Source organism: Amycolatopsis nalaikhensis (assembly GCF_030264295.1).
Lineage (GTDB): Bacteria > Actinomycetota > Actinomycetes > Mycobacteriales > Pseudonocardiaceae > Amycolatopsis > Amycolatopsis nalaikhensis.
The window spans coordinates 6115957-6132896 of sequence record NZ_CP127173.1; the positions used below are offsets into that span (position 1 = coordinate 6115957).

21 protein-coding genes are annotated in these 16940 nt (G+C 71.3%); 7 read left to right on the plus strand and 14 right to left on the minus strand.

From position 1 onward, the window contains the following. Window positions 1–49: 49 nt before the first annotated feature. Window positions 50–1015 carry a quinone oxidoreductase family protein gene (locus tag QP939_RS29885; RefSeq protein ID WP_285449518.1) on the minus strand — a complete coding sequence of 322 codons (966 nt, stop codon included), beginning with the start codon at window positions 1013–1015 and terminating at the stop codon, window positions 50–52. A 58-nt stretch (window positions 1016–1073) separates the two neighbouring features. Here QP939_RS29885 and QP939_RS29890 point away from each other — a divergent pair, with 58 nt between their 5' ends. The 3 genes from QP939_RS29890 to QP939_RS29900 are packed head-to-tail and all read left to right on the plus strand — an operon-like array spanning window position 1074 to window position 2109. After that, complete coding sequence (locus QP939_RS29890; protein ID WP_086843106.1) at window positions 1074–1274, plus strand: hypothetical protein; 201 nt, start codon at window positions 1074–1076, stop codon at window positions 1272–1274. An 11-nt stretch (window positions 1275–1285) separates the two neighbouring features. Beyond that, entirely contained in the window at window positions 1286–1744 is a 459-nt protein-coding gene (locus QP939_RS29895) for a guanyl-specific ribonuclease (protein WP_285449519.1), read from the plus strand. Further along, window positions 1741–2109: a barstar family protein gene (locus QP939_RS29900; protein ID WP_285449520.1), complete on the plus strand. Its 369-nt coding sequence runs from the start codon at window positions 1741–1743 to the stop codon at window positions 2107–2109. The genes QP939_RS29895 and QP939_RS29900 overlap by 4 nt, the downstream gene beginning before the upstream one ends. Here the strand turns inward: QP939_RS29900 and QP939_RS29905 are convergent. Then, window positions 2084–3061 (minus strand): Lrp/AsnC family transcriptional regulator, encoded by a 978-nt coding sequence (locus QP939_RS29905; RefSeq protein WP_285449521.1) that lies wholly within the window; start codon window positions 3059–3061, stop codon window positions 2084–2086. The two genes, QP939_RS29900 and QP939_RS29905, sit on opposite strands and share 26 nt — an antisense overlap. Window positions 3062–3163: 102 nt before the next feature. Here QP939_RS29905 and QP939_RS29910 point away from each other — a divergent pair, with 102 nt between their 5' ends. Continuing rightward, window positions 3164–4432 (plus strand): MFS transporter, encoded by a 1269-nt coding sequence (locus tag QP939_RS29910; RefSeq protein ID WP_285449522.1) that lies wholly within the window; start codon window positions 3164–3166, stop codon window positions 4430–4432. Between the two features lie 91 nt (window positions 4433–4523). On the opposite strand, the gene QP939_RS29915 is transcribed toward QP939_RS29910, so the two are convergent. From QP939_RS29915 to QP939_RS29960, 11 genes are all read right to left on the minus strand, one after another. Further along, window positions 4524–5297: an enoyl-CoA hydratase family protein gene (locus QP939_RS29915; protein ID WP_285449523.1), complete on the minus strand. Its 774-nt coding sequence runs from the start codon at window positions 5295–5297 to the stop codon at window positions 4524–4526. A 38-nt stretch (window positions 5298–5335) separates the two neighbouring features. After that, on the minus strand, window positions 5336–5845 hold the full coding sequence (locus tag QP939_RS29920) for a DUF3291 domain-containing protein (RefSeq protein ID WP_285449524.1): 510 nt from the start codon (window positions 5843–5845) through the stop codon (window positions 5336–5338). A gap of 46 nt (window positions 5846–5891) precedes the next feature. Continuing rightward, window positions 5892–6521: a cyclase gene (locus tag QP939_RS29925; RefSeq protein ID WP_285449525.1), complete on the minus strand. Its 630-nt coding sequence runs from the start codon at window positions 6519–6521 to the stop codon at window positions 5892–5894. Between the two features lie 670 nt (window positions 6522–7191). Then, window positions 7192–7929, minus strand: coding sequence for a sirohydrochlorin chelatase (locus QP939_RS29930; RefSeq protein ID WP_285449526.1), 738 nt, complete (start codon window positions 7927–7929; stop codon window positions 7192–7194). Then, window positions 7926–9188 (minus strand): sulfate adenylyltransferase subunit 1, encoded by a 1263-nt coding sequence (locus QP939_RS29935; RefSeq protein WP_285449527.1) that lies wholly within the window; start codon window positions 9186–9188, stop codon window positions 7926–7928. The genes QP939_RS29930 and QP939_RS29935 overlap by 4 nt, the downstream gene beginning before the upstream one ends. Further along, window positions 9188–10108, minus strand: a complete 921-nt coding sequence (gene cysD / locus QP939_RS29940) for a sulfate adenylyltransferase subunit CysD (RefSeq protein ID WP_285449528.1) — start codon at window positions 10106–10108, stop codon at window positions 9188–9190. The genes QP939_RS29935 and cysD overlap by 1 nt, the downstream gene beginning before the upstream one ends. 11 nt (window positions 10109–10119) lie before the next feature. Further along, window positions 10120–10815, minus strand: a complete 696-nt coding sequence (locus QP939_RS29945; protein ID WP_285449529.1) for a phosphoadenylyl-sulfate reductase — start codon at window positions 10813–10815, stop codon at window positions 10120–10122. Then, window positions 10812–10961 (minus strand): Insertion element protein, encoded by a 150-nt coding sequence (locus QP939_RS29950; RefSeq protein ID WP_103348823.1) that lies wholly within the window; start codon window positions 10959–10961, stop codon window positions 10812–10814. The genes QP939_RS29945 and QP939_RS29950 overlap by 4 nt, the downstream gene beginning before the upstream one ends. Continuing rightward, window positions 10958–12652, minus strand: a complete 1695-nt coding sequence (locus tag QP939_RS29955) for a nitrite/sulfite reductase (RefSeq protein WP_285449530.1) — start codon at window positions 12650–12652, stop codon at window positions 10958–10960. Before QP939_RS29955 ends, QP939_RS29950 begins: the two co-directional genes overlap by 4 nt. Window positions 12653–12763: 111 nt before the next feature. Continuing rightward, window positions 12764–12874, minus strand: a complete 111-nt coding sequence (locus tag QP939_RS51945) for a putative leader peptide (RefSeq protein ID WP_352252756.1) — start codon at window positions 12872–12874, stop codon at window positions 12764–12766. 37 nt (window positions 12875–12911) lie between these two features. Further along, window positions 12912–13487 (minus strand): TetR/AcrR family transcriptional regulator, encoded by a 576-nt coding sequence (locus QP939_RS29960; RefSeq protein WP_285449531.1) that lies wholly within the window; start codon window positions 13485–13487, stop codon window positions 12912–12914. 76 nt (window positions 13488–13563) lie between these two features. On the opposite strand from QP939_RS29960, the gene QP939_RS29965 reads away from it, so the two are divergent. The 3 genes from QP939_RS29965 (at window position 13564) to QP939_RS29975 (ending at window position 16176) form a co-directional block, all read left to right on the plus strand. After that, window positions 13564–13980 (plus strand): VOC family protein, encoded by a 417-nt coding sequence (locus QP939_RS29965; RefSeq protein WP_285449532.1) that lies wholly within the window; start codon window positions 13564–13566, stop codon window positions 13978–13980. Window positions 13981–13994: 14 nt separating this feature from the next. Further along, window positions 13995–15194 carry a radical SAM family heme chaperone HemW gene (hemW, locus tag QP939_RS29970; protein ID WP_285449533.1) on the plus strand — a complete coding sequence of 400 codons (1200 nt, stop codon included), beginning with the start codon at window positions 13995–13997 and terminating at the stop codon, window positions 15192–15194. A 61-nt stretch (window positions 15195–15255) separates the two neighbouring features. Beyond that, window positions 15256–16176: an NADP-dependent oxidoreductase gene (locus QP939_RS29975; protein ID WP_285449534.1), complete on the plus strand. Its 921-nt coding sequence runs from the start codon at window positions 15256–15258 to the stop codon at window positions 16174–16176. Here QP939_RS29975 and QP939_RS29980 read toward each other — a convergent pair. Next, window positions 16173–16787 (minus strand): TetR/AcrR family transcriptional regulator, encoded by a 615-nt coding sequence (locus tag QP939_RS29980; RefSeq protein WP_285459877.1) that lies wholly within the window; start codon window positions 16785–16787, stop codon window positions 16173–16175. The two genes, QP939_RS29975 and QP939_RS29980, sit on opposite strands and share 4 nt — an antisense overlap. Window positions 16788–16940: the final 153 nt, after the last annotated feature.

A 16940-nucleotide genomic window follows, 5' to 3' on the forward strand; every position in this document is an offset into this window, starting at 1 on the left:
GAATACCGGAGCTGGGCGAACCACGCGATCCGCCCAGCTCAGCGGGGGTCTAGCGGGTGAAGACGATCTTGCCGGCCGTGTCGCCCTCGAGCATCGCCTGGAAGCCCTTGGCAGCCTCGGAGAACGGCAGCTCGGCGCCGATCTGCGGCCGGACGCCGGTCAGGTCGAGGTAGGCGAGCAGGTCCGCGAGCTCGTCGCGGGTGCCCATGGTCGAGCCGGCGATCCGCAGCTGCAGGAAGAAGACGCGCTGCAGCTCCGCGTGCGCGTCGGGGCCGCTGGTCGAGCCGGAGACCACGATGATCCCGCCCGGCTTGAGCGATTTGACCGAATGTGACCAGGTCGCCTTCCCGACCGTCTCGAACACCGCGTCGACGCGCTCGGGCAGCCGCGCGCCCGACTCGAACGCCTGGTGCGCGCCGAGGCTCTCGGCGAGCGCGCGCTTCTCCTCGGTCCGGCCGGTCACCCAGACCCGGAACCCGGCCGCGCGGCCGAGCTGCACCAGCGCCGTCGAGACGCCGCCCGAGGCGCCCTGGACGAGCATCGTCTGGCCCGGCCGCAGCCCGGACTTCACGAAGAGCATCCGGTAGGCGGTCAGCCAGGCCGTGCCCATGGTGGCGGCCTCGGCGAAGCTGAGCGCGGCGGGCTTCGGGACGACGTTGCGGGCCGGCACGACGACCTGGTCGGCGAACGTGCCCTGGTGCTTCTCGGTCAGCAGCGTGCGCTTCGGGTCGAGGGTGTCGTCACCCTGCCAGCCCGGCGCGTTGACCACGGAGTGGATCACCACCTCGGAGCCGTCGTCGAGGGTGCCGGCGCCGTCGCAGCCCAGGATCATCGGGAACTGCTCCGGCTTGATCCCGACCCCGCGCAGCGTCCAGATGTCGTGCATGTTGAGGCTGGCCGCCTTGACGTGCACGCGGACCCAGCCGTCCGGCACGTCGGGTTCGGGTCGCTCGCCCACGACGAGCGAGTCCAGCGGGCTTTCGGCGTTGGGTTCCTGCGCGTACACGGCGAACATGCCAGCAAGGTACCGCCCCTGGGGCGCGGGAGCAGCAGAGCGCGCGTAGGCTCACACCGTGTTCAACGGGCTTGCCGACTGGTGGGACGGGGTCGAGCTGTGGCTCGCCCAGGCGTGGTTCCCGGTCCAGTTCGTGCTGGTCATGGTGGTCGTCGTGCCGCTGTGCCTGGCCGCCGCGTGGGTGCTCGACAAGGTGGTCGGGCTGTTCGCCCGCCGGCTGGCTCCGGGGCGTGACGACGACTCCGACGGGTCGGCATAGGCTCGCGCACCATGGTCAACCGAAGGCGGATCACCGCCGCGCTGATCGGGCTCCTCGTGCTGGTGCTGGGGGGCTGGCTGGTCAAGGACGTCCTCAGCGGCGGCACGCCCACCTCACCCGCGCCGAGCACCTCGGCGAGCGCCCCCGCGAAGGGCGGCGCGGCCGTGCCGGGCGCGGAGTCCGGGCTGCCCGTGAAGGCGCTTTCCGCGTTGCCCCCGCAGGCGACGGACACGTGGAAGCTCATCGAAAAGGGCGGGCCGTACCCGTACCCGCGCAACGACGACGTCGTGTTCGAGAACCGCGAGAAACGCTTGCCCGGCAAGAAGTCCGGCTACTACCACGAGTACACCGTGAAGACGCCGGGCAGCCCCGACCGCGGCGCGCGCCGGCTGATCACCGGCCAGGCGCACGAGCTGTACTACACCGGTGACCACTACGCGTCCTTCGTCGTCGTGGACCCCGCCCGATGAGCGCGGGCGAGCCGGCGAAGGCCGCGGCGGAGGCGGCGTTCGCCCGCGGGGCGTACCCGCACCTGGTCAACTCGCACCCGACCGTCGACAAGGCCAGCACGCTCACCGCGTTCGCCGAGGCACTGTCCTTTCCGGACTACTTCGGGCACAACCTCGACGCGCTCTACGACTGCCTGACGGACCTCTCATGGCTGCCGCCGGGGGAGCACGTGCTGATCTGGCCGGGCTCGGAAGCGTTGCGCAAGGCGGAACCGAAGACGTACCTGGCGATCCGCAGCGTGCTCTCGGACGCGCAGCGCGCGCTCGGGCCGAGCGGACGCGGCGCCGGTTCGTGGCGCCTCACGGTCGTGCTGCCGGACGCCTGAGCGGCGTCCCCGCGCGTTTGACCGTCCGGATCACCGGGGCGCTCTCCAGCGTCCGCACGCCGCGGATCCCGGCGACGCGGTCGGTGAGGTAGCGGTAGAGGTCGCGGCCGTCGCGGCAGTTGACCATCGCCGTGAGGTTCGTCGCGCCGGTGGTGGCGACGGCGAACGACGTCTCCGGGTGGCTCGCCAGCGTCTCGCCCGCCTCGGCCAGGTGCGCGGGGGCGACGGTCAGCCACAGCCGCGTCTCGGACCGGAAGCCGAGCCGGGCCGGGGAGACGTCGAGGTGGTAGGTCAGCGTGCCGTGCCGCCGCAGCACGTCCATCCGGCGCCGCACGGTCGAGTCGGCCCAGCCGGTCGCCTTGGCCAGAGCCGTGTAGCTCGCCCGGCCGTCCTGGGCCAGCGCGTCGAAGAGGGCCTGGTCACCCGGTTCCGGCGGGACGCCGTCGCCCTCGGGCGCGGGCGGGCGCAGCCGCTCGACCTGCTCGGGGGACAGGCAGTGCAGACCGCCCCACCCGTCCGGGAGCGCGAACGTGTGCAGCAGTTCGTGGGCGGAAACGGCGGTCACCCGGCTCGCGCGCGGCAGCTTGTGCAGCAGCAGGTCGTCGCGGCCCGCCGTGTCGGGGGCGTGCACGGTGCAGGAGATCTCGGTGCCGCCGGAGAGCAGGTGCACCCAGGAGACATCGGGCCGGTCGGCGAGCGCGTCGGCGACGGCGGCCCCCGCGTCCGGGGTGGTGCGCAGCCGCAGGGTCCAGGTCGTGTAGCCGATTTCGCCGCCGCTGACGGCGCCCGTGATCTTGAGCACCCCGGCGGTCCGCAGCCGCTGGTAGCGGCGGGCGACGGTGTTTTCGGAGACGCCGAGTACCTGGCCGAGCGTGCGCATCGGCACGCGGCCGTCGAGCTGCAGGGCGTGGATCAGGCCGCGGTCGACGTCGTCCAGGGTGACGGTTTCCATGTGTCCAGCGTATTCGATGACGGTATCCGGCGGGTTTGCCTTAATTTCTGGTGACGATCGGCTCCGAGGCCACACCCTTCGAGGCACACGAAGGGAGTTTCGATGCGCAAGTGGTGGCCGTTGATCGCGGTCTGTGCGGGGTCGTTCCTGTTCCTCCTGGACACGACCGTCGTCACGGTGGCGTTGCCCCGGATCGGCGCCGACCTGACGGCGTCGGTCGGGCAGCTGCGGTGGGTGCCGAACGTCTACACGCTGGTCTTGGCGGTGCTGATGCTGGCGGCGGGGTCGCTGGCCGACCGCTGGGGCTTGTGGCGGACGTTCCTCGCCGGGCTGGCGGTGTTCGGGCTGGCGTCGCTGGCGTGCGGGCTGGCGCCGGACATCGGGACGCTGATCGCGGCCCGGGGAGTGCAGGCGGTCGGCGGCGCGGCGCTGGCGGTGACGGGGTTCGCGATCCTGGCCGCGTCCTACGACGGGCGTTCGCGCGGAACGGCGATCAGCGTGTTCTTCGCGGTGAACGGGCTCGGCGCGGTGGCGGGCCCGATCGTGGGCGGCGTGCTGACCGAGTACTTCGGGTGGGCCGCGATCTTCTTCGTCAACGTGCCGTGCGCGCTGGCGACGGGGTTGTTCGCGGCTTTCGCGCTGGCGCGGGACACCCCGGCTCGTCGTGGCCGGTTCGACTTCGCGGGGGCGGGGTGGTTCGCGGTGTTCGCGGCGAGCTTGGTGCACGGGCTGACTTCGGACCGGTGGGCGCTGGCGGTTTCGGCGATCGCGTGCGCCGGGTTCGTCGTGGTGGAACGACGCCGGGCGGAGCCGATGGTGAACCTGGGGCTGTTCCGGGACGGCGGGTTCACGACGCTCATCGCCTGCGCGGCGGCTTCGACGCTGACGTTCGCGGCGTTGGTGTACGTGTCGTTGTGGCTGGGGCTTTCGCGGTCGCCGGTCGCGGCCGGGTTCGCGCTGGCGCCGCTCGCGGCGGCGTCGTTCCTGATGTCGACGTCGCTGGGCGAGGTGCTGCACCGGTTCCCGCCGCGGGTCCTGCTCGGCGCCGGGGTGCTGGTGGGCGAGGTCGGCTGCCTGTCGCTGCTGGTCTTGCCGATTCCGATCGGGCTGGCGGTGACGGGGATCGGCGTGGGTATCGCGGGTCCGGCAACGGGAGCGGCGATCGCGGCGGCGGCCCCGCCGGGGCAGGCGGGGATGGCGGCCGGGATCCTGACGACGACCCGGCAGTTCGGCCAGACGCTCGGGGTGGCGGTGCTCGGGATCGCTTACGAGGCAGGCGGATTGGCACCGGTGTACGTGGTGGCCGCGGTGTGCGGCGGGGTGACGGGCCTGCTCGCCCTGCTGCCGCGCAAGGTTCCGGTCCCGGCTTGACCCGAGCGCCCCAATGTGGCCTTCGGTGCGTGTGACGCACCCAAGGCGGCCTTCGGTGCGTCTGACGCAGCCAAGGCCGCCTTGGGGCGCTTCAGGCCTGCGGGACCCAGTTCGGCTTGCGCTTCTGGGCGAAGGCCAGGATTCCCTCCTGGCCTTCCTCGCTCGCGAAGAACTTCGCCGACAGACCCAGCATCTCCTCGAAGCCGTCCGACGGGGTGGCCGGGCGGGGGCGGCTCAGCAGCGCCTTCGTCTCGGCCAGCGCCTTCGGCCCGCCCGCCGCCAATGCCGAGACGTACCTCGTCACCTCGGCGTCCAGCTCCTCCGCCGGGACCGACGAGTTCAGCAGGCCGATCTCCACCGCGCGGCGGGCGTCGAACGTGTCGCCCGTCAGGAACAGCTCGTGGGCCGCGCGGGGGTTGAGGCGGGGCAGGACCGTCAGGGAAATGATCGCCGGGACCACGCCGATGCGGACCTCGGAGAACGCGAACGTCGCCTCCGGGACCGCCACCGCGATGTCGCACGCCGCCACCATGCCGATGCCGCCCGCGCGGGCCGGGCCCGCCAAGCGCGCCACCACCGGCTTCGGGCTCGTCCACAGCTGCTCGAGGATGCGAGGGAACTCGTTCACGCCCTGGTCGCCCGCGCCCGCGCCGCGGGCCTCCTTCAGGTCCATCCCCGCGCAGAACACCGGCCCCGTGTGGGTGAGCACGATCACGCGCACCGCGTCGTCGGCGGCCGCCTTCGTCAGCGCGGACGACAGTTCGCCGCGCAGCTGCGCCGACAGCGCGTTGCGGTTGTGCGGGGAGTCCAGGGTGATCGTGGCGGTGCCGCCCACCACGTCGTAGTGCACCAGTTCGTCAGCCATGTCCGACACCCTTGCACACTCCCCGCGCGCGGCCGCTGTTACGCGGGGCACAGCCAATCGGGGTCACCCGCACGGGCTTCCGTCGCCGTCGGGGACGGGAAGTGCTGCTTCAGCGTGAACGCCTCCGGCGTCGGGCCGTAGACGCGCAGGTGCTTGATCTTCTCCTCGGCGTCCGCGGTCGTCGGCCGGTAGCCGGCGGGCACCCACCACAACGCCGTCATGACGTCCTGCACGCGGTGGAACCACTCCCGGCGGCGCTTGAGGATCGCCAGGTGCTCGCCCGAGAACACGAAGTCCGCCAGCGCTTCCACCGACGTCCACACGGACATGTTGACCAGGACGCCGGACGTCCCGCGCACGTCCCACTCGAAGGCGCGGATCGACGTCGCGTCGCCGTCTTCGGTCTGCAGGCGCCACACGAAGCCGGGCGCGTGGTCGGCGATGGCGTTGACGGGCTCCAGCGCGTCGACGAAGCCGCGGAAGGACGGGTCGTCGAGCGGTGCCTTCATCCGGCTGATGTTGACCTGAGCGAGTTCGAAGTTCCCCATGCGGCCACCCTACGGGCGAAACCCCGCCCGCAGGGTGGCCGAAAGCTCAGCCGATGGTCGTCGTGGTGAAGACCGGGCTGGGGTTGGGGAAGCACGACGTCGGCGCGGTGACGTCGCCGATGATGCTGCTCGCCACCGCCTTGAACGTCAGGCCCGGGTCGCTGTAGCTGGTGCCCGACAGCTTCGTCTCGATCGTGCCCGACTGGCCCGCCGTCAGGTGGACGGTGATGGTCGGCAGCTCGAACGTCGAGCCGCCGGCGATCGGGCCGGGGAAGCTCAGCGTCGCGACGCCGTTCGCCGCCGAGATCGTCGGTGGCGTCGAGCCGAGGTTCGAGCCGCCCGCGAGGTCCGCGCCGACGTACGTCGAGTTCGCCGGCACCGGGAACTTGAGCGCGAACGTGTTGATGTTCTTGACCTTGTTGCCGCTCACGTCGCTCGGCACGGTGTTCGGCGCCGGGTCGATGACGACGTCGAACGCGCCGCCGGGGGCGACCGTCGCCGGAGCCGTGACGTCGGTGTCCTGGTCCAGCGACACCTGCTGCGGCCCGACGATCGGGGCGTCGGCCTGGCAGTCGAACGTCACCGTGGTGGCCGCCGAGGCCGGGGTGGCGAGCGCGAGCGGGAGAGCCGCGGCCGCGGTCAACGCGGCCAGCCGGGAAAGGTGAAGTGCTTTCATCTGTATCCACCTACCTGCGATTTTGGGGAGGGAGGAAAGAAAGCCGCGCAGCGCTTAGAGAGTTACCGGCAAGTTAAGTAGCGCGTCAAGGATTTACCGTTCCCATACACGCGGAGTAACCGCAAATGTGAATGAGACTCGCCTTTTGGCGGTGTGGTGGCCGCTGACCTGCTCTTCTGGAGTGCGGACAGTGGCTGGGTGTCCGTGTCGAAGCGTACTGGTGCGAACCGTCTGATCTGTTTCCGTTCGCGGTGTCGGCTGGGTGGAGACGCCTGTGCGGCGGCTCTGGTGGCCACAATCCGTGCCGTTGCGGGCTGGCACCCCGGGATTGCCAGCGGTCAGCCGTAGCGCTGAAACGATCAGCGTCAGCTACCGCCACGCCGTGGAGGCGATCGTGCCGGTCGGCGACCTGGCCAGTGCGACATGAGCGGTGCTACGGGCATCAACGCAAGAACAAGCGAGTTGGGCATCCGTCTCGAGGAAGAGCTCGCTGCCAAGTCCGCCCTCGCCTCCATCCCCGACTGGTCGGTCAGTCAGCGGTGGACGGGGTTCGAAGCTCCTGACCTGCTGATCCGTAGTCAGATGCCCCAGGGCCTCACGCACCGACGACGCGCAGGAACCTCCTATTCTCCAGGTCGCAGGTTCGAAAGCCGCCGCACCACTTCCTGTGCTAGGCGTACTGGCGGAGCAATCCACTCATCGCCGTGGCATACCGGGCGACGACGACGTCCGCGACGCGCGGGTCGTCCGCCAGCGGTTCCGCGATGAACGCGCCCGGGTCGGCTTCGCGGGCCAGTCGCGCGATCCGGTCCGGCAGCAACCCCGGCGCCAGGAACCACGATGCCACGACCAGGTGCCGCACCCCGCGGGCCCGCAACCGCGCCGCCGCGGCCGGGATGTCCGGCTGCGCCGCCGAAGCGAACGTCTCGCTCACCGGGAGCCCGAGCCGCTCTTCCCACCGCGTCGCCAACGCAGCGACGACCGCGTTCGCCTCCGCGTTCGACGAGCCGACCGCGCTGACCAGCACGCCCGTGCCGCGACGACGCGGCGCGGCGGTCAGCCGGTCGAGGGCGACGGCTTCCAGTGCCGGGTCGGCGCCGAGCACGTCCGACACCTCGATCCGGAAGCCCGGGCAGGACGCCGTCACGTCGGAGATCAGCGCGGGCAGGTCGACCCGCGCGTGGAACGCGCTGCCCAGCAGCAGCGGCACCACGACCGCCGCCCGGTGCCCGGATTCGTACAGCCCGCGCAACACGTCCGTCACCAGCGGCGCCGAAAGGTCCAAAAAGGACTCGTACACCGAAAGCCCGGGCGCCTGGGCGCGCACGACGTCGACGAGTGCCCGCACGGTCGCCGCCGAGCGGGGATCGCGACTGCCGTGCGCGACGGCGACCAGGGGTGGCGTCACGAGAAGCGCTCACCCACCAGGCCCGCGGCGAGGGTGTCGCCGTCCTTCGGGTCGATCACCAGGAACGCGCCGGTGCGCGGGCTGACGCCGTAGTCGTCGACGCCCAGCTCCTCGGCCAGGCGCAGCGTCACGCGGCCGATGTCGTTGAGCTCCAGCGACGCGGGCGAGTCCACACTGGACAGTGTCTGCTCGTCGAACCGCGCGTGCAGCTCGCCGACCAGCGCCTGCACCGTGCGGGTGCCGTGCTTGACCAGCACGCGCGCCCCTTCCTTCAACGGCTTCGACGACAGCCAGCACAGCGTGCCGGTGATCTCGTCGGTGATCCGCGGCGGCGCGTCCGCGGCCGCGATCAGGTCGCCGCGGGAGATGTCGATGTCGTCGGCGAGCAGCAGCGTCACCGACGTTCCGGCACCAGCCTCGGCCAGCGGCCCGTCGGCGGTGTCGATCCGCTCGACGCGGCTGCGGATGCCCTGCGGCAGCACGACGATCTCGTCGCCGGGCCGGACCGTGCCCGCCGCGATCTGGCCCGCGTAGCCGCGGTAGTCCAGGTACTCCGGCGTGCGCGGGCGGATGACGTACTGCACCGGGAACCGCAGCGCCGAGTCGTGCGGGTCGGGCGCGACCGGCACCTCCTCGAGGTGCTCCAAGAGGCTCGGGCCGCTGTACCACGGCGTCCGCTCCGACCGCGACGCGACGTTGTCACCCTCGAGGGCCGAGACCGGGATGGCGAGGACGGAGCCCCGGGAGTAGCCCAGCGACTCGGCGTGCTCGGCGAACTCTTCCGCGATCACCGTGAACGTCGCCTCGTCGTAGGCGACCAGGTCGATCTTGTTCACCGCCAGCACCAGCCGCGGCACGCCCAGCAGCGCCAGCACGGCCGCGTGCCGCCGGGTCTGCTCGATGACGCCCTTGCGCGCGTCGACCAGCAGCACGGCCAGCTGCGCGGTGGAAGCGCCGGTCACCGTGTTGCGCGTGTACTGCACGTGCCCCGGCGTGTCCGCCAGCACGAACGACCGCTTGGGCGTCGCGAAATAGCGGTAGGCGACGTCGATGGTGATGCCCTGCTCACGCTCCGAGCGCAGGCCGTCGACCAGCAGCGACAGGTCCGGTGTGGACAGTCCCTTGTCGACGGACGCGCGGGTGACGGCGTCGAGCTGGTCGGCGAGCACCGACTTCGTGTCGTAGAGCAGGCGGCCGACCAAAGTCGACTTGCCGTCGTCGACGCTGCCGGCCGTGGCCAGCCGGAGAAGCGAGCTCATCAGAAGTACCCCTCACGCTTGCGGTCTTCCATGGCCGCCTCGGACATCCGGTCGTCGGCGCGGGTGGCGCCGCGCTCGGTGAGCCGCGACGCGGACACCTCGGCGATGACCTCTTCGACGGTGGCCGCGGTGGATTCGATCGCGCCGGTGCACGAGCCGTCGCCGACGGTCCGGTACCGCACCATCAGCTCCCGGACCTCTTCGCCGGGCCGCGGCCCGCCCCACGGGCCTTCGGCCAGCAGCATCCCGTCGCGCTGGTACACCTCGCGCTTGTGCGCGTAGTAGATCGACGGCAGCTCGACCTTCTCGCGGGCGATGTAGTTCCAGACGTCGGCCTCGGTCCAGTTGGACAGCGGGAAGACGCGGACCTGCTCGCCCGGGCGGTGCCTGCCGTTGTAGAGGTTCCACAGCTCGGGCCGCTGGCGCCGCGGCTCCCACTGCCCGAAGGCGTTGCGGAGGCTGAAGATCCGCTCCTTCGCCCGGGCCCGCTCCTCGTCGCGGCGGCCGCCGCCGAACACGGCGTCGAACTTGTTCTCCGCGATCGTGTCGAGCAGCGGCGTGGTCTGCAGCGGGTTGCGCATCCCGTCGGCGCGCTCTTCCAGGCGCCCGTCGTCGATCCAGTCCTGGACCTTCGCGACGACCAGGCGCAGCCCGTGCCGCTCGACGACGCGGTCGCGGAACTCGATGACCTCGTCGAAGTTGTGCCCGGTGTCCACGTGCAGCAGCGGGAACGGCACCGGCGCCGGCCAGAACGCCTTGATCGCCAGGTGCAGCAGCAGGGTCGAGTCCTTGCCGCCGGAGAAGAGGATCACCGGGCGGTCGAACTCGCCCGCCACTTCCCGGAAGATGTGGATCGCCTCGGATTCGAGGGCAGCCAGGTTGTCTTGTGCCGCGTCGGTGGCGGGCTCCAAGGTCGTCATGCGTCCCTTCCTCAGCCGTGCAGTCCGCACTCGGTCTTGCTCTGCCCGGCCCACCGGCCGCTGCGCGGGTCCTGACCCGGCTCGACGCGGGCCGTGCAGGGCGCGCAGCCGATCGACAGGTACCCGATCGACACCAGCGGGTTCTCCAGGATCCCGTGCTCGCGGATGTAGCCGTTGAACTCGTCGTCGGTCCACGCCGCGATCGGGTTGATCTTCACCAGGCCGTTGCGGTCGTCCCAGGTGACGATCGGGGTGTTGGCGCGCGTCGGCGCGTCGACCCGGCGGACGCCGGTGACCCACGCCGAGTACTTCGACAGCGTGTTCCGGAGCGGGACGACCTTGCGCAGGAAGCAGCACTGGTTCGGGTCACGCTCGTGCAGCTTCGGGCCGTACTCCGCGTCCTGCTCGGCGACGCTCTGCTCGGCCTGGGCGTTGACGATCGTCACGCCCGGGTAGACCGCCTGCACGGCGTCGCGCGTGCCGATGGTCTCCGGGAAGTGGTAGCCGGTCTCCAGGAAGAGAACGTCCACATCGGACTTCACCTTGGTCGCGAGGTCGATCAGCACGGCGTCCTGCATGTTGGACGCGACGATGAAGTCGTCGCCGAACGTCTCGGCGGTCCAGCGCAGCGCTTCGTCCGCGGTGGCCTCGGCGAGCTCCTTCGAGGCGCGCTCGGCGAGGGTCTTGTAGTCGGCGGTGGCGGTCATCGGGAAACCTCCGGAAGGGACAGTCCGAGGAACTTGACCGAGAAGACCCGGCGACAGGCCGAACACAGCCAGCCGCCGTTCTCTTCCGGCCGCAGATCCTCGTCGCCGCAATAAGGGCAGTAGAACGGCGTCGCACGCTCGGTCATTGCAGCGCGCTTTCCTCGGCACGCGCGGCCCACTGCGCGAACCGCTCGCCCGGCTCGCGCCCGGCGACGTAATTGCGCACGACCCGCTCGACGTACCCGGTCAGCTCGCCCGAAGTCACCTTGTGGCCGCGCAGCTTCCGGCCGAACCCGGCGTCGAGGCCGAGGCCGCCGCCGAGGTGCACCTGGAAGCCCTCGACCTGGTTGCCGTCGGCGTCGGTGACGATCTGGCCCTTGAGCCCGATGTCCGCGGTCTGGATGCGCGCGCAGGAGTTGGGGCAGCCGTTGAGGTGCACGCTCACCGGCGTGTCGAGACCGTCCTGGATGTCGGCGAGGGACTTCTCGAGGTCCGCGACGAGTTGCTGCGCGCGGGCCTTCGTCTCGACGATGGCGAGCTTGCAGAACTCCAGGCCGGTGCAGGCCATCACCCCGCGCCGCCACGGCGAGGGCTTCGTCTCCAGCCCCAGCTCGGCCAGCTCCGCCGCAAGCGCGTCGACCTGGGCCTCGGGGACGTCGAGCACGACGACCTTCTGCTGCGGGGTGAGCCGCACCCGGCTCGAGCCCGCGCGCTCGGCGGCCTTGGCGACGGCGACGAGCGTGCCGCCGGACGAGCGGCCGGCGATCGGCGCCGCGCCGACGTAGAACTTGCCGTCGACCTGCGGGTGCACGCCGACGTGGTCGATCGGGACGGCCGGGTCGACCGGCGGCGGGCCGTCGATCAGCTCGCGCTTGAGGTACTCGTCCTGCAGCACCTGGCGGAACTTCTCCGCGCCCCAGTCCTTGACCAGGAACTTGATCCGGGCACGGGAGCGCAGCCGCCGGTAGCCGTAGTCGCGGAAGATCGAGATGACGCCTTCCCAGACGTCCGGCACCTCGTCGAGCGGGACCCAGGCGCCGAGCCGCTGGCCGAGCATCGGGTTGGTCGAGAGCCCACCGCCGACCCAGACGTCGAAGCCGGGGCCGTGTTCCGGGTGGTTCACCCCGACGAAGGCGACGTCGTGGATCTCGTGCGCCACGTCGGGCTGGCCCGAGACGGCGGTCTTGAACTTGCGCGGCAGGTTCGCGAATTCCGGCTTGCCGATGTAGCGGCGCTTGATCTCGTCGATCGCCGGGGTGCCGTCGATCACCTCGTCGGCGGCGATGCCCGCGACCGGCGAGCCGAGGATGACGCGCGGGCTGTCGCCGCACGCCTCCATCGTGGTCATGCCGGCGTTCTCGAGCTTCGCCCAGATCGTCGGGACGTCCTCGATGCGGATCCAGTGGTACTGGATGTTCTGCCGGTCGGTGATGTCGGCGGTGTCGCGCGCGTACTGCTGCGAGATCTCGCCGAGCACCGTGAGCTGGTCGGTGGTCAGGGCGCCGCCGTCGATCCGGACCCGCAGCATGAAGTAGCGGTCGTCGAGCTCTTCCGGCTCCAGCGTGGCGGTGCGGCCGCCGTCGATGCCCGGCTTGCGCTGGGTGTAGAGGCCGAACCAGCGGAACCGGCCGCGCAGGTCGCCCGGGTCGATCGCGTCGAACCCGCGGTGGGCGTAGATGTTCTCGATGCGCGCCCGCACGTTGAGCGGGTGGTCGTCCTTCTTGGACCGCTCGTTGGGGTTCAGCGGCTCCCGGTAACCGAGCGCCCACTGCCCTTCACCGCGCTTCTGCTTGGCGCGCGCGGGGCGAGCGGGGGTCTGGCGCGTGGGCGTGGCCATGGCGGCGTCCTCCGAGAGGCTTTTCGTGGCACCGGAGGACCACCGGCTCGCGGGGGTTTTCCTCCGGCGCCGGCTGTCCGAGTTTCGTGGCAGGTGGTGGCGATCGGGGAGTCAGCGAACGGGTACGCAGAGGGCGCTGGCGACCCGCAGGAGGTCGACGTGGCGGCGGGCCACGAGGAGAACACCGGCATGAGTCACGGCGTCAGCGTGCCACGCGTCCACGATGTGATCCAAGCTTGCCCGAATACTGGGAGCAGGCTCACTCGCCTGGGAGAATGCGGTCGACCAGCAGGCCCACGACCTGCGCGTCCGAGTACTCGGAGAAGGCTTCGGGCAATGTCAACCGCTCGACGGTCAAGCCGGTCAGGGCCAGATAGAGCAGCAGCACCTCGTCCCGCCCGCCGGGCAGCCCGGCGGCTTCGTGGAACCCCACGCTGATGTCGAAGCTCTCCTTCACGGTCGCGGTCAGCGCCGCCGCCAGCTCCGGCCGCCGGTTCGCCTCCAGCCGCAGCTCGAGCAGGGCGAGGTAGGAGCTGCGGCGGGTGGTCAGCCGCGTCATCAGGTCGCCGAGCAGCGCGGTGACCCGGCCGGTCGACGGCTCTTCCGCGCGCGGATCGGCCATGACCTCCTCCGGTGCGGACAGCCGGACGTGCACGCGGGCACCGGCCTCGGCCAGCAGCTGGTCGCGGCTGCGGAAGTAGTTCGACGTCGTCCCCGGCGGCACCCCGGCTTCGGTGTCGACCGCCCGGTAGGTGAGCCCGCGCGCGCCGTCGCGGGCCAGCACCTCGATGGCCGCGTCGGTCAGGGCCGTCCGCCGTTCGGTGTTCTGCCGCACGAATCCTCCTTGCCCGATTCAAACCACTACGGTTAGAGTACTACAAGCACAGTGGTTTGAAGGAGAGGAACTGGGGATGCAGGTCAAGGGTTTCGGGGCGGGGTACCTGGTCGACGACGTCGCCGCGACCACCCGCTTCTACGCGGACGTGATCGGCTTGGCGGTCACCGTCGAGCTGGACTGGTTCGCCAGCTTCAACGCCGGGGCACCCGGCTACGAGATCAGCTTCGTGCAGCGCGGGCACGAATCGGTGCCCGCGGGCTACCGGGCGGCGGAAACGGCCGGGGTCATGTTCGGGCTCGTCGTCGAAGACGCCGCGGCGGAAGCGAAGCGGCTGGAAGCGGCGGGTGTGGAACTGGTCACGCCGGTCGTCGACGAGGTGTACGGACAGCGGCACTTCTACGTCGCCGATCCGAACGGCGTGCTGCTGGACGTCATCGAGATGATCCCCGTCGACCCGGAGTGGGCGGCGGCGAACACCCCGGCTTCGTAGGGGACAATCGGGGTATGCCCGATTCCTCGACCGATCTCACGCTGCCCGAGAGCGCCCTGAAGGGCGTCGGCAGCCGGCCGTTCGGGGTCTACGTGCACGTCCCGTTCTGCGCGACGCGCTGCGGCTACTGCGACTTCAACACCTACACCGCGGGCGAGCTCGACTCCGGCTCGTCGCCGCAGTCCTGGCTCGAAGGGCTGCGGCGCGAGCTGGAGCTGGCCGCGCGCGTGCTGGTCGTGCCGCCCGCCGCCGAAACGGTGTTCGTCGGCGGCGGCACGCCGTCGCTGCTCGGCGCCGACGGCCTCGCCTCGGTGCTCGACGCCGTCCGCGACGTCTTCGGCCTCGCCCCGGGCGCCGAGGTGACGACGGAGTCGAACCCGGAGTCGACGTCGCCGGAGTTCTTCGCGGGGATCCGCGAGGCCGGGTACACCCGCGTCTCGCTCGGCATGCAGTCCGCGGCGCCGCACGTGCTGAAGATCCTCGACCGCGTGCACACCCCGGGTCGGCCGGGCAAGGCCGCCGCCGAGGCGCGGGCGGCCGGGTTCGAGCACGTGAACCTCGACGTGATCTACGGCACGCCGGGGGAGCGTCCCGACGACCTCCTCGCGACGCTCGACGCCGTGCTGGCGGCCGGGGTCGACCACGTCTCGGCGTACGCGCTGATCGTCGAGGAGGGCACCGCCCTGGCTCGCCGGGTGCGCCGCGGCGAGCTGCCGGCGCCGGACGACGACGTGCTGGCCGCGGACTACGAGATGATCGACGCCGCTTTGTCGGCGGCCGGGTTGCGCTGGTACGAGGTGTCGAACTGGGCCGCCTCCGACGCGGCGCGCTGCCGCCACAACCTCGGCTACTGGCGCGGCGACGACTGGTGGGGCGCCGGACCGGGCGCGCACAGCCACGTCGGCGGCGTGCGCTGGTGGAACGTCAAGCACCCGGCGCGCTACGCCGCCCTGCTCGCCGCCGGTGACTCGCCCGCGGGCGGGCGCGAAGTGCTCACCGACGACGACCAGCACCTCGAGCGGATCATGCTCGAACTGCGCGTCGCCGAAGGGCTTCCGCTGGACGTGCTCGACGAGCCGGGCCTCGCCGAAGCCCGGGCCGCCGCGGCCGAGGGCCTGCTCGATCCGTCCGCTTTGGACACTCGTGGTCGCGCGGTGCTCACCGACCGCGGACGGCTGCTGGCCGACGGCGTCGTCCGTAGGCTCGCGGGCTGACGGGAATTAAATGCGGGCACCCGGTCGTTGCTTGTATCGAGCAACGACTTTAGGAGGCCCCATGGCGCGCGCGATCAGGTTCGACGAGTACGGCGACGTGGACGTCCTCCGGGTGGAAGACGTCCAGCTGCCCGCCCCGGGGCCGGGCCAGGTGCTCGTCGAGGTGCGCGCCGCCGGGATCAACCCCGGTGAGGCCGCCATCCGGCGCGGGTTCCTGCACGAGCGCTTCCCGGCGACCTTCCCGTCCGGACAGGGCAGTGACTTCGCCGGCGTGGTCGCCGAGCTGGGCGAGGGCGTCGAGGAGATCCGCGTCGGCGACGAGGTGATCGGCTTCGTCGACACGCGATCGAGCCACGCCGAGTTCGTCGTCGCCGAGGCTTCGAACCTCACGCCGCGCCCGGACGGCGTCTCGTGGGAGGCGGCGGGCGCGCTGTTCGTCGCCGGGACCACCGCGTACGCCGCGGTGCGCGCGGTGTGCCCGCGCGAAGGGGAGACCGTCGTCGTCTCCGGTGCCGCGGGCGGGGTCGGCTCGCTGGCCGTGCAGCTGGCCAAGCTGTCGGGCGCCACCGTGATCGGCCTCGCGAGCGAGGCGAACCACGCGTGGCTGCGCGAGCTGGACGTCATCCCGGTGAGCTACGGCGACGGCGTTCGCGAGCGGATCGAGGCGGCGGCCCCGGGCGGCGTGCACGCGTTCGTCGACACGTTCGGCTCCGGTTACGTGGACCTGGCCCTGCACCTGGGCATCCACCCCGGCCGGATCGACACGGTGATCGACTTCGCCGCGGCGGAGAAGTACAACGTGAAGACCGACGGCAACGCGGCGGCTGCGTCGGCCGAGGTGCTGCGCGAGCTGAGCCTGCTGGTGGGCAAGGGCTTGCTGGAGGTGCCGATCGCCCGCGTCTACTCCCTCGACGAGGTGCGCGACGCCTACCGGGACCTGGAGCGGCGGCACACGCGCGGCAAGATCGTGCTGCGGCCCTAGTTCTTGGCCGCGACCACTTTCAGGCCCGCGAGGTAGACGTCGAGGGCGAAGTCGAGGCGTTCGGCGGCGGTTTCGGCGGAGAAGAACTCGCCGATCCGCAGAAGGTTGGGGAACGACTCGGGCGGCAGCGACCGCATGTAGGCCAGCATCTGCTCGCCGCGTTCCGAAACCTCGGCCGCGTCGATCTCGCCCCACGTCCAGCCGCTCGCCTCGTAGGCGTACGCCTTGGCGTAGAGCGACAACGCGTCGCTCGCGTACGTCGCCTGCTTGAGGTTCAGCCCCCCGGCTCGCAGCAGGGCGAGCATCGCTTCGCCCTGGTGGAGTGAGCTGGGGGTGACCGGCACGGCGATGTGCCACGCCACACGCGCGATCCCCGGGTGCGCGACCAGCGCGCCGATCTGGGCGCGGACGAGGTCCTTGACCTGCTCGTCCCAGCGCGCGGGGTCCGGCTCGGGCGGCTCGACCTCGGCCAGGACGGCGTCGAGCATCAGTTCGGCCAGTTCGTCCTTGTTGGACACGTGCGCGTAGAGCGACGCCGGTCCCGTCTCCAGCTCCTGGGCGACCCGTCGCATGGTGACTGCGTCGATGCCTTCCTTCGCCAGGACCTCCAGCGCCGTCTTCACGACGAGGTCCTGGGAAAGCGCGGGTTTCGCGGCGCGACGGCGCGGGGCGCGGCGCCAGGGCGGCGGGGGAACGGTCACGCGAACACTGTACTTGACGCGAACAACGTTCGTGAGTAGAACGGTGTTCGTTGAACGAACGAC

Bases quoted from the DNA above. Each gene is read 5' to 3' on its own strand.
- QP939_RS29945 (WP_285449529.1), bottom strand. From the start codon at position 10,815: ATGACCGCCACCGCCGACTACAAGACCCTCGCCGAGCGCGCCTCGAAG.
- cysD (WP_285449528.1), bottom strand. From the start codon at position 10,108: ATGACGACCTTGGAGCCCGCCACCGACGCGGCACAAGACAACCTGGCT.
- QP939_RS29965 (WP_285449532.1), top strand. From the start codon at position 13,564: ATGCAGGTCAAGGGTTTCGGGGCGGGGTACCTGGTCGACGACGTCGCC.
- QP939_RS29905 (WP_285449521.1), bottom strand. From the start codon at position 3,061: ATGGAAACCGTCACCCTGGACGACGTCGACCGCGGCCTGATCCACGCC.
- hemW (WP_285449533.1), top strand. From the start codon at position 13,995: ATGCCCGATTCCTCGACCGATCTCACGCTGCCCGAGAGCGCCCTGAAG.
- QP939_RS29915 (WP_285449523.1), bottom strand. From the start codon at position 5,297: ATGGCTGACGAACTGGTGCACTACGACGTGGTGGGCGGCACCGCCACG.
- QP939_RS29910 (WP_285449522.1), top strand. From the start codon at position 3,164: ATGCGCAAGTGGTGGCCGTTGATCGCGGTCTGTGCGGGGTCGTTCCTG.
- QP939_RS29925 (WP_285449525.1), bottom strand. From the start codon at position 6,521: ATGAAAGCACTTCACCTTTCCCGGCTGGCCGCGTTGACCGCGGCCGCG.
- QP939_RS29935 (WP_285449527.1), bottom strand. From the start codon at position 9,188: ATGAGCTCGCTTCTCCGGCTGGCCACGGCCGGCAGCGTCGACGACGGC.
- QP939_RS29900 (WP_285449520.1), top strand. From the start codon at position 1,741: ATGAGCGCGGGCGAGCCGGCGAAGGCCGCGGCGGAGGCGGCGTTCGCC.
- QP939_RS29920 (WP_285449524.1), bottom strand. From the start codon at position 5,845: ATGGGGAACTTCGAACTCGCTCAGGTCAACATCAGCCGGATGAAGGCA.
- QP939_RS29955 (WP_285449530.1), bottom strand. From the start codon at position 12,652: ATGGCCACGCCCACGCGCCAGACCCCCGCTCGCCCCGCGCGCGCCAAG.
- QP939_RS29975 (WP_285449534.1), top strand. From the start codon at position 15,256: ATGGCGCGCGCGATCAGGTTCGACGAGTACGGCGACGTGGACGTCCTC.
- QP939_RS29950 (WP_103348823.1), bottom strand. From the start codon at position 10,961: ATGACCGAGCGTGCGACGCCGTTCTACTGCCCTTATTGCGGCGACGAG.
- QP939_RS29885 (WP_285449518.1), bottom strand. From the start codon at position 1,015: ATGTTCGCCGTGTACGCGCAGGAACCCAACGCCGAAAGCCCGCTGGAC.
- QP939_RS29895 (WP_285449519.1), top strand. From the start codon at position 1,286: ATGGTCAACCGAAGGCGGATCACCGCCGCGCTGATCGGGCTCCTCGTG.